The sequence below is a fragment of the Moritella sp. genome, from assembly GCF_033791185.1.
Taxonomy (GTDB): Bacteria; Pseudomonadota; Gammaproteobacteria; order Enterobacterales; family Moritellaceae; genus Moritella.
The window spans coordinates 1-15,736 of the sequence record NZ_JASJHF010000237.1; the positions used below are offsets into that span (position 1 = coordinate 1).

Genomic DNA, 15,736 nt, shown 5'->3' on the forward strand with positions numbered 1-15,736 from the left:
ATGCTGAAAGATAATCGTTTTAGCATCCTCAGGAAATGTATCAACCAAGTTAACTATGTCTAAACCATATTTAGGGTGAAGGTTTAAGAAGTTTTGCTCGGCATTCGTTAATGCCGTTTTTTTACGTAATATCTGTGCAGGGATCTTTAACTTACCCATATCATGGAATAAGGCACCCATGCCAATGGTTTTGATTTCATCTGCATCTAATTTTTTCATTTTTGCCAACAGCATTGCCAGCACAGAGACGTTCAACGAATGATAATAGATGTTTTCATTTTCTTTTGTTTCACCCATTAAATGTAAAACGATATGCTCTTCTTGTAACAGCGAGTCGACCATATTACCGACGAGTTGAGCAGCCTCATCAATAGCATTAAGTGGACGACTAGACAGTTTACTCATCACTGAACGAACCTGAACAACTGCAGAGTTGAAATTTTTTTCTGTCTTAGTTATCTTTCGGCGATGGCTTTTTAATTTTTCAATTCGATTCTGCTTCGATTCCCAGAGTTCACGTCGCATTTTTTCTAACTCAATAGTAGAGATATCAGAAGATAACGTGGTTGAGTTGGCATTCGCTACTTGTGGCGGCAGTAAACCAGTGTCACTACGTTGTGGATATACAGTCACGTGTGAAACACCAAGTTTACGGATAAGTAAAAGTTGTTCTTGAGATTCAATTTTGAAATTATTGAACATGAAAGGATGATCGCACCAACCCAAAGGTAACTTTATATAATTACCGATTTGGATACGATCAACAGATACTTTAATTCCACTCATAAGAAACCAATAAACAAAACAGAAGCGGCATTTTAGTAGAACACTGGATTATTTAAAAGATGTTTATACGGTGTGAATAAAAAAATAACTTTCAATATTGATTTTCATCACAGATTCATTCTCACATTGATTAGATATTATCATTCTGATGTATTGCTAATAGGCTATATAAGCAACTAATTATACAACCTATTCTCTCTATAACACTCAGTGAGCGAGATTCCAGTCAATACATTGCTGCAGAGTAATACCAGCGCCGCCGAATATATCCAATGCACTGCCGATGGTTAAGTCGACTTTACCATTTGATAAATCTTCAACCAATGCTAAGTCAGCAATGCTGCGAGCCCCCCCAGCGTAAGTCACTGGAATAGAGCAATGCTGGCCTAATAACGTTACCAATTCTTGATCGATACCATTTTGTAAGCCTTCTACATCAGCTGCGTGAATCAAAAACTCAGCGCAATGCTGAGCAAGTTGATCTAATGTTTCGGCATTAATAACGGTAGTTGTGACTGTTTGCCAACGATTAGTCGCAATATTCCAGCCTTGTGCTGTTTTTCTGCAGCTTAAATCTAAAATTAGATGTTCTTTGCCGATTAATGCTTTTAACTGCGCTAACTTTTCCCAGCTAAATTCATCGCCATCAAATAAATATGAGGTGACAATGACATGCGATGCGCCCGCCTCAATGTATTTCGCAGCATTAGTTAAATTAACGCCGCCACCAAATTGTAAAGCTTGCGGCCATGCCGTTAATGCTTTTAAAACTTCGCTTTCATTATTTGGACCTAACGCAATGACATGCCCACCACGTAAGTCGTGCTGACGATAAATACTTGCGTAATAGGCTGCATCATATTGGCTAATAAAATTAGTCGCAGCACCTTGATCATTCAAGCTACCACCAACGATTTGCTTTACTTTACCTTGGTGTAAATCAATACAAGGACGAAACTGAGTCAAAACAACACTCCTCTGTTTAAAGACTAAACGATCAATTCCTGATCATGAACCACATTACCGATAAATTTTGGTTTACAGTATAACCACAAATTATACTGCAATTTCACTCTCGACTTTGTTATTTTTCACTATCCGTATTTTCATTATCGATAACTATAATCGCACACCATCAATACAGCTACATTATGCTGCAATATGTCTCACACTCGATATATAACAATACAACAGCTTAGGTTAACTAGTGTAATAAAGTGTAAACGACCTAGTCATTAAGTAGTGGCAACGGTGATAATCGCGCACTCAAATTTCTACCACATAATAAATAGCTAGGATATAACAATGAAACACGACGGGTTTACCTTAATTGAATTGGTGATTGTCATCATTATTTTAGGGATTTTAGCCGCAACAGCTGTACCCAAGTTCATTAACTTACAAAGTGATGCTCGAATATCCACCTTAAAAGGCGTTGAAGGTGCGATATTATCAGCAAACAATATTATTTACAGTAAAGCCGCAATACAAGGTATTGAAAAGAGCAGCGGAGCTATTGCTACAGGTGGTAATTCGACGTTCACTTCAGCAAACAGTATAGAGACAGTTAAAGGTAATATAGTCATGACGCCCGATAACTTAAGAAAAGCCATGACAACATCACTTCATATTGTGGAGCCACTTGATGCTGGTAGACCACATGCTGATTCAACTGTTTACCTATCTATCGACTTTACGACGACTGAAGAGATACAAAACAGTAATTGCTATGTTGGCGTCGCCAATGACAGCGAAAATGGGAGTCTTTATTTTACTAGCCATATGACCGGCTGTTAACAGCTAACTGACTAACATATCAATAAGCTATCGATATCGATAGCTTATTGATAACCAAGAATTACCGTATATATACTGATGCGGGGATATTCGCTACAAGATTCCATCTGTATTGGTCAACGACTTGTATAGCCATATCGGTATTAAGTCGCGTATGGATAATTAAGTGTTGGATAGTTGGATAGTTGGATAGTTGGATAGTTGGAATAATAATACTGCAGAAACTAAAACGCCATCTATAAATAGATGGCGTTAAATTTTGAATTCCTAGAAATTAGTAACCTAAATGTCTTGGGTAAGTAAATTTTGTATTATATAAATCACCGAAAACAGGAGTTGCAGGTACTGAATTTTTCATAGGTCTCACCTTCTAAATCATAATCAAAAATTGAACCACATGGCCCAGTTGATCTCGGTTCCTTGGAGGCGGTTTAACGGACTCATCCTTTGAGCATTTTTATTTCTTCTTTGTCAGAAGATGTGACCAATGTAACATAAAAAAACCATAACACAAGCTTTCATTTGAAACCCATCACATAATCAAGCAAACAATGTAGACAAAGTAGACAATGCACTAAGGTTAATAAAAATGTTTAGTGTGCATTTATCAAAATGACTTCTACATATTACGGCGATATTTACCCCCGATGGCATACAACACATCAGTCAATTGAGATAGACTTGCAAAAGGCGCGGCATGCATCAGTGCAGAAAAGCTATTATTATCTGATAATAGTGTGGCATTCATTGCCATCAATGACATTTCACCCTGTGACTTATTTTGCTGCTTAAACTGTAACACTCCCTCTATTTGCTGCCTTTTTTTAATATCGCTGCAACGAACCAACTGCTTATCAGTCAATTTAACTGTGCCATGTTTATCTTCTTCTCTAGCCATGCAATTAACACCAACCATATCAAGCTTTGCGGTACTTTTTAATTTCTCATAATACATACTTTGCTGTTGTATCTGCGTACGTTGATAACCGGTTTCAATCGCCCCTAAAACCCCACCACGACGGGCTAAACGATTAAATTCACCATACACGGCTTGCTCAACAAGGTCCGTTAGCTGTTCAATGACGTAGCTGCCTTGTAACGGGTTTTGATTTTTAAGCAGTCCAAACTCTCGGTTAATAATAGATTGGATCGAGAGCGCACGATAAACCGAGTTCTCCGTTGGTGTAGTAATCGTTTCATCATAGGCATTGGTATGTAAGCTATTGCAGTTATCACAAAGTGCGTAAATAGCTTGCAAACTGGTTCTAATATCATTCAGGTCAATTTCTTGTGACTGTAAGCTACGTCCAGAGGTTTGGATGTGATACTTCAATTTTTGGCTACGTTCATTAGCTTTATATACCGATTTTAATGTTCGCGCCCATATTCGCCGAGCAACCCGGCCTATCACTGCATACTCAGGATCCATGCCATTACTAAAAAAGAAACTCAGTCTGGGTGCAACATCGTTAATTTCTAAGCCTTGCGCCAAATAATACTCCAATAAGGTAAAGCCGTTGGCGAGTGTAAACGCCAGTTGAGTGATTGGATTAGCCCCCGCTTCACCAATGTGATAACCACTCACTGAAACAGGATAAAATTTTGCAATTGCGTTGGTACTAAAATAGCCTTGCATATCTGCCATTAATTTTAGTGCGAAATCCAGTGAGAAAATACATTCGTTCTGGGCAATTTCCTCTTTTAAAATATCAGCTTGTAATGTTCCTCTCAGCTGATTGTAAGTGGCGGTTTTCAAGGCTGTATATCCCTCCTCCAATCCAAGTAAGTCAGTCATTAACATCTGCCCTGATATACCAAGTAACTTAAGCCCTAAACCGTCATGCCCTTGCGGTAGTTCACCACGATAAACAGGTCGTTGTTTCGCAGTAATATTACAATCTGATAAATACGCTTTAATGACTTTGTTGGCTTTACCCCACAACTTAGCTTGCGTTAAATATAACTCGACTTGCTGATCAATGGCGGTATGTAAAAACCAAGCCATCAATATGGGTGCAGGGCCATTAATGGTCATCGATACCGACGTACCCGCGTCGCAAAGATCGATACCGGAATACAGTACTTTCATATCATCAAGTGTCGCAATCGATACACCAGACATACCAATACAAGCGAATACATCGGGGCTTATGGCTGGGTCATGTCCATAGAGGGTATTCGGATCGAATGCCGTCGACAATCGAATCGACTTTTGACCTTTAATTAAATAATGAAAACGTTTATTGGTATCTTCTGGTAACCCTTCTCCGGCAAACATGCGCGTTGGATCTTCATCATTATGCTTTGTCGGAAAAACGCCTGCGGTATAAGGAAACTGGCCAGGACAATTTTCATTAAGCAGAAAAGCGGTTATGTTATCCCAATGCTGTTCGTTTGGTTTGGCTATATGGGGGACCACGCTACCACTTAAACTCACAAAATGGTCTCGATGTTCGCCATACGATTGCTGAGAAGCGATGCTATCAACGCCCTCCTCAATTCGCTTCAGGGCTAACTCTTCATCGTCTCTAAACCAAGCAAGTAATGCCTGCCTGAGTGGCACAGAGATCTGAGCAAGCAGTTTGTTGTAGCGCAGCCGTAGTGGACGTAATAGGACTTTTAATGATGCATCTGTAACCAAGAAACTATGGCTGTCTAACTCGTTATCTACATCTGCTTGTGGATAGCGCGCTAATTTAGTGGGTAAACAAGGATCACCGAGGTCGCTTAACATTTGATAACAGCTATGTAGCTCCCGCACTTGTTCTATTTGTTGCTGGTTTTGATCAGTTAGATCTGCATAATGATTATAAATCACGGTTAAGTAACCCGGATTTTGTAACTGTAATTTACTTGCTGTTAACGACCAATCATAACGAGGGTAAGTGGTTAATATTTGTTGGTAATACGAGTATAAATCTGCCTGTGGGCTAAAAGGCAGCTTAGTGATCAAAAATGCGATAAAACGATCAAAACCATGATCATGATAGTGGCTTGCTACCATAGGGAAGATCGGGGGTTCATCGTCAGAATGCTGATGGTCCTGTTGGTTGAAACGCCATTGCTGCTGAACATCATTAAACGCATCTTCACTGCCTTGTTGATCCGCTTTATTCAATACCACTGCATCGGCAAATTGTAACATCTCTATTTTTTCTAATTGACTACTGGCACCATAATCCTTGGTCATCAGATAAAGACTGAAATCGACCATCTCAACAATAGCGCTATCATTTTGTCCAATACCCGCCGTTTCAATTAATACCAAGTCAAAACCTTGCTTGATTAACATAGGTACGCAAGTTTGTAATGCTTGGCTGACAGACACATTGGCTTGTCGGGTGGCAATAGAACGCATAAATAATCGGTCATGCGGTAAGGTATTAATGCGAATACGATCACCTAACAAGGCACCACCGGTTTTCTGCCAGCTTGGGTCCACTGCCAAATACGCAATCTTGATAGCTGGATAAAGCTGTAATAACGCCCGTAATAACTCATCACTAAAGGTACTTTTCCCTGCTCCCCCCGTCCCTGTGATCCCTATCACCAGCGATTTTTTTGAGTCTGATACCGCGTTTAATTTTGATACTGAAGAGAGGGAAGCCTTAGTTGGACTGGTTAACTTACTTTGCTCAATAGCCGTAATTAATTGCCCCAAAAACAACTCAGATGCAGGCTCGCCCGCCGAGTTTTTAACATTAAATTGGGCTTTACTTTTGGGTTTAACCGCGATTAAACGCTGTAATAAGTCACTAATCATCTCGTCTAAACTCAGCGGATCAGCACTGGTATAAACCCTTGACACGCCTTGTCCCTCGAGATCTCTGGCTTCATCAGAGGTAATCGTTGCACCGCCTCCTACAAATATTGCTGGTTTAGCGCCAACGTCAGCGAGACTTGACAATAAGTAACTAAAATAAGCATTATGTCCGCCCTGATAGGAACTCATGGCAATCGCATCAACATCTTCTTGCAATGCAGCGGTCACCACATCATGCACTGAACGATTAATACCTAAATGTATGACTTCAACTCCTCGCGCTTGCAGTAGCCGCCGAACAATATTAATGGCCGCATCATGACCGTCAAACAAACAGGTCGCTGTTAGTATTCGCAAGGGATACTTGGTTGAAGTCATTTTCATCACTCTTCACTCCATTTAAGGTATTACCACTTAATCAAATATTGCTAACTATCCAAAGCCAAATCAGTCATCAGCACAGCTAAGAATCGAGCAGCTTCGCCACCTGTAATCGATCTATGGTCAAACGTTAACGACAGGGGTAGTAAGGTATGTTCCACAATGCCGGACTGATGATCCCCCTTCTTAACGTAGGCCAGTTGCTGAAATAAACTTCCAGTACCGAGGATGGCGACAGTCGGTGGTATCACAATCGGATTGGCATATTTACCCACCATACTGCCAAAGTTAGATAAGGTGATGGTATTACCACGTAAATCGTCAGCGGCTATTTTTCGCTGTGATACCAATTCTTTTAGGGTATTAATTTTATCGCGCAGCTCTTGTGGCGTGTAGCTTTGAGCATCGCGGATAACCGGGACAAATAAACCATCTTGCGTGTCGACAGCTAAACCTAAATGCATGGGTTTAATGATCCGACGACCAATGGCGTGGCTATCATACCAAGCGTTTAAACTCGGTTCGGCCTCGCAAGCCAGTGCCATTGCGCGGACGAGCCTAACCGTAATATCGCCCTGTGCAAACCAAGCTGTAATATTAGCGTCATCATGAATGGTGACAGGCACGACTTCAACATGCGCTTGCGTCATGGCTTTTGCCATACTGCGACGAACGCCTTTCAAGGGAACTAACTCTCCCACGTCAGCAAATATTTTGACTACACGCTCTACGTCTGCCGCAGTAATAGTACTGTGTGCACCAGAGGGAGTGACAATACTTAAATCAATATTATATCTATGGGCGAGAGCTCGTACTGCCGGCGTTGCTTTCACGCCAATACTGCTACCGGATACCGATTGTGCCGTCTCTTTTAACTTGCCTTCAGATGTATGTAATTCACCAACTACTGAGGTCGACGCTTTAACTGGTTCAGGTTGGGATTTTCTGTCTGCTTTAGTCGGTAATACCGCCCCCTCTTCTGAGAACTCCACCAGCGGGTCACCGGTATGGATAATATCACCGCTTTGCCCATACAATTTAACCACCGTAGCGGACTCAGGACACGGGATCTCAACAATTGCTTTTGCCGTTTCCATCGACACCATTAATTGGTCTGCCGCCACCACATCACCAGGTTTAATGAACCATTCAACAATTTCAGCATCGGGTAAACCTTCCCCTAAATCAGGTAATTTGAAAATATGCATCAGAACTCCATGACTTTATCAACAGTGGTAATAATTTGTTTCACGCTTGGCATATAATATTTTTCCATTTTAGCCAAAGGCATTATAGTGTCATAACCGCTCACTCTCATGACGGGTGCCAACAACGTCATTAGTCCTTCTTCAGCAATAATGGCGGCAATTTCTGAGGCGACCCCACCACTTCGTGGCGCTTCAGAGATAATCACACAGCGTCCGGTTTTGGCTACCGAGCTTAATATCGTGGTTTTATCTATCGGTTTAATGGAAGCAAGATCAATAACTTCAGCAGATATATTACGTTCGGCTAGTTGATCTGCGGCTTGCAGGGTTTCATATAACATTGCCCCCCAACTGATTAAGGTCACATCCGAACCTTCTCGCAGGGTAAAGCACACATCTAACGGTAATGCTTTGCCATTATTGTCGACGGATTCAGTTTGTAATCGATAAATACGCTTCGGCTCTAAAAAAACCACAGGATCGGGGTCTCGAATAGCAGCAAGCAATAACCCATAAGCCCGCCCAGGAGAAGATGGAATAACCACTCGAATTCCGGGAATATGAGCAAAGATAGCTTCGGTACTTTCACTGTGATGCTCAGGAGCATGAATACCACCACCATAGGGGGCACGTAATACCATAGGGCAGGTTAAACGGCCACGAGTACGGTTACGCATTCGCCCGGCATGACATAAAAATTGATCGAATGCAGCATAAATAAAACCCATAAACTGGATTTCGACAACGGGTTTCATGCCCTGCGCGGCGAGACCTATAGCCATACCGCTAATGAGTGACTCGGCTAACGGTGTATCAATAACGCGCTCACGACCAAACTCTGACTGTAATCCTTCTGTCGCACGGAAAACACCACCATTAGCACCAACATCCTCGCCAAGTACGATAATATTTTGATCTTCAGTCATTGCATCAAACAAGGCATTATTGACTGCATCAATGAGTGTCATGTCCTTCATTTTTCACCTTCCTGTAAGATCGTGTTACGAACTTGCTCTAACTGGTCTAAATAATGATCGGGTAAGGTTTCGTACAAATACTCAAACATGGTGGTTGGCGATGCGGGTTGAATAGCAAGGTAACGCGCCACCGCGGCGTCAATTTCATCACAGCACTCTTTTTCTAGCTGTTCTATACCTGCTTTATCAATAAGCAATTCACTCATGAGTAACGTTCGTAGCCGAGTCATGGGTTCTTTCTGCCAAGCCTCCCCGACATCCTCTTCATTACGATAACGAGAAGCATCATCAGCCGTGGTATGATCAGATAAACGATAAGAAATCGTCTCAATCAAATGCGGACCATCCCCATTTCTGGCTCTTTCGATAGCTTCTTTAATCTTTATATAACAAGCAATAACATCGTTACCATCGACTTGTTCACAACTGACGCCACCGGCAATGGCCTTTTGCGCTAGTGTTGCACAACTCGACTGTTCATCGCGCGGTAAAGAAATAGCCCATTGATTATTATTTATAATAAATACTAGGGGTAACTGCCATACACCAGCAGCATTAACGGATTCGTAAAAATCACCTTTTGATGTCGCCCCATCACCACAAACAACCACAGCAACACGTGGTTCTTTCCTTAATTTCATGGCATAACTGATACCGACAGCATGACAACATTGGCTGGCAATCGGTATTGTACAAGGCATATCTTGTCGTGGTCCCTGATAGTCCATGCCACGTTCATCACCACCCCAATACATCAAGATCTCTTCCGGTTTTACCCCGCGAATAAGTCCCGCAGCGGTTTCTCGATAAGCTTGAATAAACACATCTTCTTCGCGCATCGCTTTACCAATTGCCGCTCCTACCGCCTCTTGGCCCAGACAAGAGGCATAAGTTCCAAGACGACCAGTCCGTTGCAGCGCAATTGCTTTACAATCAAAAGTGCGGGTAAATAACATCCAACGATAAAATTCAACCAACAATTCGCTACTCACACCAGCAACAGAAAAGTATTTTAACGATTCTGACAATAGGCCTTTTTCATCAAGATATTGGGTATAACCAATGTGGAATGTATGTTCAGTATGTCCAGTGTGTTTAGTCATAATCCGCTCCGGTAAATGGTCTGCTCAGTATCTTCTCAGCTAAGCTATTAGCAACATCCACTGTCGAGCTATTTTGCTGCTCTGCTTGGGTAAATATATCCAATAATGTGTCATACAAAGCCGCCAGTTTATGCTGTACTACATCTGGTTTGTTAAGGTAGGATATTTGTAATATACCTCCTGAATTTATAACGTAATCAGGCGCATATAAAATATCTCTCGCAGCTAGTAATTCCGTCATACTGCCACTTTGTAATTGATTATTGGCCGAACCAGCAATGATCGAGGTATTTAATTGGCCGATAGAATGGGCATTAATCACTTGGCCTAAGGCGCACGGTGAAAAAACATCACAATTGACCGCATAAAGCTCATCACCAGCAACAACATTGGCACCGAATTCATTAACCAACCGCTGCGTTGCCTGCAGGTTTGGATCGGCAACAGTTAACTTAACGCCATCATGGTGCAATAGCTTCGCTAACGCGTAACCAACATTACCCACCCCTTGAATAGCAATATGCAAACCAGCAAGTGATTCTTGCTGCAGTTTAAACTTCACCGCCGCTTTTATTCCGTAATAAACACCTTTTGCGGTATGTGGGGATGGATCGCCCGAGGCTAATCCCGCTGTGGTTGTGCACATAACATGCTTAGTTTGGCTGGCGATCACATCCATATCGGCAATAGTGGTACCACTGTCCATTGCTGTGATATAGCGACCGTTTAGACTTTCGACAAACCGCCCAAACGATGCAAATAATGCCTTACGGTCGGTTAAACTCTTTGGTTTTAGGATAACCGCTTTACCGCCACCAAAAGGCAGTCGGTTAATGGCGGTTTTATAACTCATACCAGCCGCTAAACAACAGGCATCTTTAACCGCGGCGTGAGTTGAGGGGTAATTAATCATTCGACAGCCACCAATCGCAGGGCCTAACTTGGTACTGTGAATCGCGATAATGGCTTGTAATTGCGTTTCTGGATCACGCCAGAAGTGCACATCGCTGAATGGATATTGTTCAGCCATGTCAAATAGATCTGTCGATTCTATGAAGCTTGCCATGAACGGTTCTCCAACCTTGGGTTACGAATACCTTGAAGACACACAGTTATTACAGTTTAAGTCATTGGGTATACAGGAGGTTACTCTATGGATAACTATAGACACGATACGCAACAGTGCCCATGACCAAACGCTTTATCGTTAGCAAAAGAGGTGTTGTGGTAAGTAGTATATTGCTAGTCGCTAAGGCTCAGCCGCTAATGATAAAGCCTACGACTCGTCAAGATAGAACATAAAACGGGAGAAATAAAACACCAAAATGCGGTGTTATATTTTGAATTTGGAGTAATAAGTGAATAAATAAGCTGAACATCATCGATATTGATTAAATTTTAAACTGTAAGTGCAGTATTAAATGAAATATATGCCCGCTGGGCTTCTAATATTACGGCAAAACTGTTCTACTTGTCACTAATCTAAATGAAATCTAATTTTCATCAAGTGTACATATAGCTTTACACTCAACTGTAACGCTTAAATATACTGGGAAAATTAATCACTAACTCGACAAGAAATTCGTTGGAATAAATAATGGCAACAGGTTCAAGAGCACAATTTTCATCTCGCTTTGGCTTCATCATGGCAGCAGCAGGCTCTGCTGTAGGTGTAGGTAATATATGGGGTTTTCCAACTCAAGCAGCCAGTAATGGTGGTGCTGTATTTTTACTTGTTTACTTATTAATGGTGTTTATTCTCGCTTATCCATTATTAGTCGCTGAGTTAACTATTGGCCGTTACGGTCAAGCGAATCCAATTAAATCACTCAAATCGATTTGGCCGAAGCAAAAAATAGCAGCAACCGGTCTCGGTATTGCAGGCATGATCGCAGTGTCTATGATCTTAAGTTTTTACGCGATTGTAGCAGGTTGGTTATTAGGTTCATTACTGTCACCTTTCTTTGCCCTTATCGGTCTTGATACCGCTGCAGCATGGGTTAATGAGTTTGGTACTGAACGTAACCTAGTGATGATGGTTATCTTTATGGTAATGACCGTTCGCGTAGTAAAAAGCGGTGTTACTGACGGCATCGAACGCTGGTCTTCTCGCTTAATGCCTCTTCTATTCATCTTATTCGCTTTAATGACAGCGTATATTTTAACGTTAGACGGCGCGAGTGAAGGGCTTGCAATGTATCTGATACCAGACTTTTCACACCTCAGTTCAGAGCTCGTGATCAGTGCTATGGGTCAAGCATTCTTCTCATTATCATTGGGCGTATGTGCGATGATGGTATACGGTTCGTACTTAAGTAAAGACACCAACATTCCAAAAACAGCCGCACACGTTGCATTACTCGATACTGGTGTAGCATTTGGTGCTGGACTGCTGATTTTACCTGCGATGTTCGTGGCACAGAAAAACGGCATTGAGATTTATGACGCTGCCGGGGCGCTATTAAGCTCTGATACATTAGTATTTACGGTGCTGCCGGCGATGTTTGATACCATGGGTAGTATGGGTATTGTTATCAGCATCTTATTCTTTATGTTAATGCTTATTGCAGCTCTAACATCATCAATTGCAATGTTAGAAGTACCAGTATCATGTGCAACCGAAGAATTAAATAAAGAGCGTAGTACAGTGGTATGGTGGATTGGCGGTATTATCACCCTAGTTTCAACCGTTATCATCTTCAACTTCGGCGACCTGTTTGGCTTAGTGATCACAGCAACAACTGTGTATGCACAGCCCATTCTTTCGTTATTGTTTGCATTGCTTGTGGGTTGGGTATGGCGTCGAGATCAGCTACTAAGCGAGATCAAGCAAGGTAACCCTGAACTAGAAGGTAGTTTATTCTGGAAGATTTGGCCTTGGTATGTACGTGTGGTATGCCCTGTACTGATTATCTTAGTACTGGCATCTTAACGGTAATTTAAAACTATCATTAAATACTTGTAGTTAAAATTGAGATAAAGAAATGGCGGCTAGCAGGCCGCCATTTTTATATCTGTCAGCAATATACAAATAAAAATCTATTTATCTAATTCATGTAAAACCAATTCTTTATAACCAATAAGACCAAGAATGTCTTCATTTTCAATCACTGGTGCATGGGATAGACCAAAACGCTCAAATAAGCGTGCACAATAACGAATATCCATTTGTGGCGGTATTGAAACAATTGGCTTTGCCATCACTTCATAAATGTTAACGCGATCAGGTGAGCGATCTTTAGCTAATACTTGCTTGGCAATGTCTGATAATACCAAAATACCATAAGCATCATGTTGATCACGCTTATTCACAATGATCACTTTCGCATCATTCTTTTTCATGGCATCAATCGCTTCACGAATGGTCTGCATACCGTCCATGCAAATATAATTTTGCGTCATAACAGCATCGGCTTTAATTGGATTTTTGGTCACAGTTCATTCTCCACAGTTTTAGTTAATTGACTAATTTGATGATTCACACCAACCGCATCTTCGACATCGATTTGTACTGCAATACCGGAACCAGGCTTTTCATCGAACCGCCCTACTTTATTAATTTCTTCTAATATATGTCGACTTAAATGTTCTTCAACAATAAATAATAAAACGTCACGCTGCGTTTCTAGCGTTAAACCAAAGAAGGTTTTCGATTGCTTAAGCCCTTCACCTCGAGCGTTATTAATAATAGTAGCGCCAGTCGCCCCCGCACTGCGCGCAGCATCCATGATCCCGTCAGTAATACCACCATCTACAAATGCGACGATTAATTTAAAATGCATTTTCTTCTCCAACAATTCATAAATTTAACTGTGATTGTAATAACTCGTAAACATGCGCTAGCTAGTTTGTTGCGACTTTTTGTCACGAGTACTGATCCATTGTGATATTTGTGCATACGCCATTACCGACATGATCGGAAACAAGCTTGCAAACGCAATCAAACCAAAACCATCTATAATCGGGTTACGTCCCGGCACCGTTTCTGCTAATCCTAATCCTAATGCAGCAACTAACGGCACGGTTACCGTCGACGTTGTTACACCACCAGAATCATAAGCTAAAGGAATAATTAATTTAGGCGCGACAAGGGTCTGTAATACCACCACCACATAACCTGCCATGATGTACCAATGGATAGGATCGCCAACTACAATACGATAACAACCGAGTGAGATACCAATCGCCACACCTAAAGCAACAGACAAACGTAAGCCCCAAATACCAATAGCACCACCGGAAACTTCATTGGCTTTAATCGCCACCGCAATTAATGATGGTTCCGCTATCGTCGTTGCAAAGCCAATAAAGAAGGCAAATAAATATACCCAATAATAATCTGTCCAAACTAACTCGCGAACAGTGTCAGGTAAGACTTCGATATTGTTCACGCTAGCAAGGAAGCCTGGGTCCGTTAATTGTTGTGCCATCAAACGTCCAAGTGGAAATAATGCCCACTCTAGGCCAATCAAAAACAACGATAAACCCACTAACACCCACAGAAAACCCATGAGTACTCGGCCGATATTTGGCAGCGGTTTACGAATAACGGCAAACTGGAAACCAAATAATATCGCCGCTATCGGCAGGACATCATGAAACGTAGTTACAATCGTCGCACCAATTTGGTTTAACATATCAATAAAAGTCATAACATCAACATTCCATAGGCCATGACAAAAATCATCGGATTAAGCGACGCTAAAGCGATAAGACCAAAACCATCAATCATCGGATTTCGGCCCTTAATCGAGGAAGCAAGTCCAACACCCAGAGCTGTCACTAATGGCACTGTGATGGTCGATGTCGTTACACCGCCTGAGTCATAAGCAATACCAATAATTTCAGGCGGTGCAAACATAGTCATAATTACCACTAGCACATAACCGCCGATAATAAACCACTGCAGTGGCCAGCCTTTAATAATACGTAATACACCGATGCAGATCGCAATACCAACGCTTAGTGCAACGCTCACTCTTAAACCTTGAGCGTATGCATCCATTGCCGCTTGTGTAGTGCCAATAAGATCACCACCGGAAGCGACTCTCGCCGCTTCAGCTGCAACCGCAATTAATGCTGGTTCAGCGATCGTAGTGCCAAAACCAAGACAAAATGAAAAAAGCAATAACCAGCCAACGCTGCCCTTACGCGCAAACGCATGCGCCATTGATTCGCCAATAGGAAACAAGCCTTGTTCAAGACCATGAATAAAGAAGGTTAACCCTAATAATACAAATAATACGCCAATAAGAAGCTGGCCGACATTCGGTAACGGTTGTTGAATAACCACTAACTGAAAGAATAAGATCACCACAATGATGGGAGCAAGATCCCTGATACTTCCCAACATAAATTTAAGCAGGGTTTTAAACGTATTAACCAATATAGCCTCCTTGATTCGATCAATAACGCGAATACTAGCGTACTGAAAAACCAAGAAATTGATTTAGATCAAGCTTGCTAAATATAACACCAAAGGTAAATGATTAACGTCAAATAAACTATGTATTAACTGAAATATAACAATACTAATGAATACAGAAGAGAAATTTTTTACTCATTAAAGCGTACTGCCGCATAAATTAATTCTAATTCGGCAACACTACACTCCTGCCATTGTTTAGGTAATTCACTTCCTAAACAATGCTCTAGCTCTACCGATAAATAGACGAAAGATAATGAATCGGCATTCAAGCTGTGAAAGTTTTCATCGGGGGA

At 41.5% G+C, this 15,736-nt stretch carries 14 protein-coding genes; 2 read left to right on the forward strand and 12 right to left on the reverse strand.

All coding sequences use genetic code 11. The features are described from left to right. Together QNK26_RS13970 and hisA are read right to left on the reverse strand one after the other, a co-directional pair. Window positions 1-786: HD-GYP domain-containing protein (locus tag QNK26_RS13970; RefSeq protein ID WP_319224000.1), on the reverse strand; the 786-nt coding region annotated here is incomplete at its 3' end. Between the two features lie 207 nt (window positions 787-993). Next, entirely contained in the window at window positions 994-1,752 is a 759-nt protein-coding gene (hisA, locus tag QNK26_RS13975; RefSeq protein ID WP_319224002.1) for a phosphoribosylformimino-5-aminoimidazole carboxamide ribotide isomerase, read from the reverse strand. Window positions 1,753-2,091: 339 nt separating this feature from the next. On the opposite strand from hisA, the gene QNK26_RS13980 reads away from it, so the two are divergent. Further along, window positions 2,092-2,583: a prepilin-type N-terminal cleavage/methylation domain-containing protein gene (locus tag QNK26_RS13980; protein ID WP_319224004.1), complete on the forward strand. Its 492-nt coding sequence runs from the start codon at window positions 2,092-2,094 to the stop codon at window positions 2,581-2,583. A 619-nt stretch (window positions 2,584-3,202) separates the two neighbouring features. Here QNK26_RS13980 and QNK26_RS13985 read toward each other — a convergent pair. Genes QNK26_RS13985 through QNK26_RS14005 form a run of 5 tightly spaced genes read right to left on the reverse strand, consistent with a single transcriptional unit; the run spans window position 3,203 to window position 11,081 of the window. Continuing rightward, complete coding sequence (locus QNK26_RS13985; RefSeq protein ID WP_319224007.1) at window positions 3,203-6,730, reverse strand: methylmalonyl-CoA mutase family protein; 3,528 nt, start codon at window positions 6,728-6,730, stop codon at window positions 3,203-3,205. Window positions 6,731-6,774: 44 nt separating this feature from the next. Then, on the reverse strand, window positions 6,775-7,935 hold the full coding sequence (locus QNK26_RS13990) for a dihydrolipoamide acetyltransferase family protein (RefSeq protein WP_319224009.1): 1,161 nt from the start codon (window positions 7,933-7,935) through the stop codon (window positions 6,775-6,777). Continuing rightward, window positions 7,935-8,912, reverse strand: coding sequence for an alpha-ketoacid dehydrogenase subunit beta (locus tag QNK26_RS13995; protein WP_319224010.1), 978 nt, complete (start codon window positions 8,910-8,912; stop codon window positions 7,935-7,937). Before QNK26_RS13995 ends, QNK26_RS13990 begins: the two co-directional genes overlap by 1 nt. Continuing rightward, a complete protein-coding gene (gene pdhA / locus QNK26_RS14000; RefSeq protein WP_319224013.1) occupies window positions 8,909-10,015 on the reverse strand; it encodes a pyruvate dehydrogenase (acetyl-transferring) E1 component subunit alpha in 1,107 nt (368 codons plus the stop codon). The genes QNK26_RS13995 and pdhA overlap by 4 nt, the downstream gene beginning before the upstream one ends. Continuing rightward, the gene (locus QNK26_RS14005) at window positions 10,008-11,081 is read right to left on the reverse strand and encodes a Leu/Phe/Val dehydrogenase (protein WP_319224015.1); all 1,074 of its coding nucleotides are present in this window, start codon (window positions 11,079-11,081) and stop codon (window positions 10,008-10,010) included. The genes pdhA and QNK26_RS14005 overlap by 8 nt, the downstream gene beginning before the upstream one ends. A gap of 531 nt (window positions 11,082-11,612) precedes the next feature. Here QNK26_RS14005 and QNK26_RS14010 point away from each other — a divergent pair. Further along, on the forward strand, window positions 11,613-12,947 hold the full coding sequence (locus tag QNK26_RS14010) for a sodium-dependent transporter (protein WP_319224017.1): 1,335 nt from the start codon (window positions 11,613-11,615) through the stop codon (window positions 12,945-12,947). A 107-nt stretch (window positions 12,948-13,054) separates the two neighbouring features. Here the strand turns inward: QNK26_RS14010 and QNK26_RS14015 are convergent, their stop codons facing one another. The 5 genes from QNK26_RS14015 to QNK26_RS14035 form a co-directional block, all read right to left on the reverse strand. Next, a complete protein-coding gene (locus tag QNK26_RS14015) occupies window positions 13,055-13,450 on the reverse strand; it encodes a CBS domain-containing protein (RefSeq protein ID WP_319224020.1) in 396 nt (131 codons plus the stop codon). Further along, window positions 13,447-13,797, reverse strand: coding sequence for a P-II family nitrogen regulator (locus QNK26_RS14020; protein ID WP_319224022.1), 351 nt, complete (start codon window positions 13,795-13,797; stop codon window positions 13,447-13,449). The genes QNK26_RS14015 and QNK26_RS14020 overlap by 4 nt, the downstream gene beginning before the upstream one ends. Before the next feature lie 57 nt (window positions 13,798-13,854). Next, a complete protein-coding gene (locus QNK26_RS14025; protein ID WP_319224024.1) occupies window positions 13,855-14,667 on the reverse strand; it encodes a DUF1538 domain-containing protein in 813 nt (270 codons plus the stop codon). Beyond that, window positions 14,664-15,404 carry a DUF1538 domain-containing protein gene (locus tag QNK26_RS14030; RefSeq protein WP_319224026.1) on the reverse strand — a complete coding sequence of 247 codons (741 nt, stop codon included), beginning with the start codon at window positions 15,402-15,404 and terminating at the stop codon, window positions 14,664-14,666. The genes QNK26_RS14025 and QNK26_RS14030 overlap by 4 nt, the downstream gene beginning before the upstream one ends. Before the next feature lie 167 nt (window positions 15,405-15,571). After that, window positions 15,572-15,736: acyl carrier protein (locus tag QNK26_RS14035; protein WP_319224030.1), on the reverse strand; the 165-nt coding region annotated here is incomplete at its 5' end.

What these genes read in the sequence shown, in the direction of transcription:
- QNK26_RS14020 (WP_319224022.1), bottom strand. Translation starts at nt 13,797, where the DNA reads ATGCATTTTAAATTAATCGTCGCATTTGTAGATGGTGGTATTACTGAC.
- QNK26_RS14005 (WP_319224015.1), bottom strand. Translation starts at nt 11,081, where the DNA reads ATGGCAAGCTTCATAGAATCGACAGATCTATTTGACATGGCTGAACAA.
- QNK26_RS13980 (WP_319224004.1), top strand. Translation starts at nt 2,092, where the DNA reads ATGAAACACGACGGGTTTACCTTAATTGAATTGGTGATTGTCATCATT.
- QNK26_RS14025 (WP_319224024.1), bottom strand. Translation starts at nt 14,667, where the DNA reads ATGACTTTTATTGATATGTTAAACCAAATTGGTGCGACGATTGTAACT.
- QNK26_RS13985 (WP_319224007.1), bottom strand. Translation starts at nt 6,730, where the DNA reads ATGAAAATGACTTCAACCAAGTATCCCTTGCGAATACTAACAGCGACC.
- QNK26_RS14010 (WP_319224017.1), top strand. Translation starts at nt 11,613, where the DNA reads ATGGCAACAGGTTCAAGAGCACAATTTTCATCTCGCTTTGGCTTCATC.
- QNK26_RS13990 (WP_319224009.1), bottom strand. Translation starts at nt 7,935, where the DNA reads ATGCATATTTTCAAATTACCTGATTTAGGGGAAGGTTTACCCGATGCT.
- QNK26_RS13995 (WP_319224010.1), bottom strand. Translation starts at nt 8,912, where the DNA reads ATGAAGGACATGACACTCATTGATGCAGTCAATAATGCCTTGTTTGAT.
- pdhA (WP_319224013.1), bottom strand. Translation starts at nt 10,015, where the DNA reads ATGACTAAACACACTGGACATACTGAACATACATTCCACATTGGTTAT.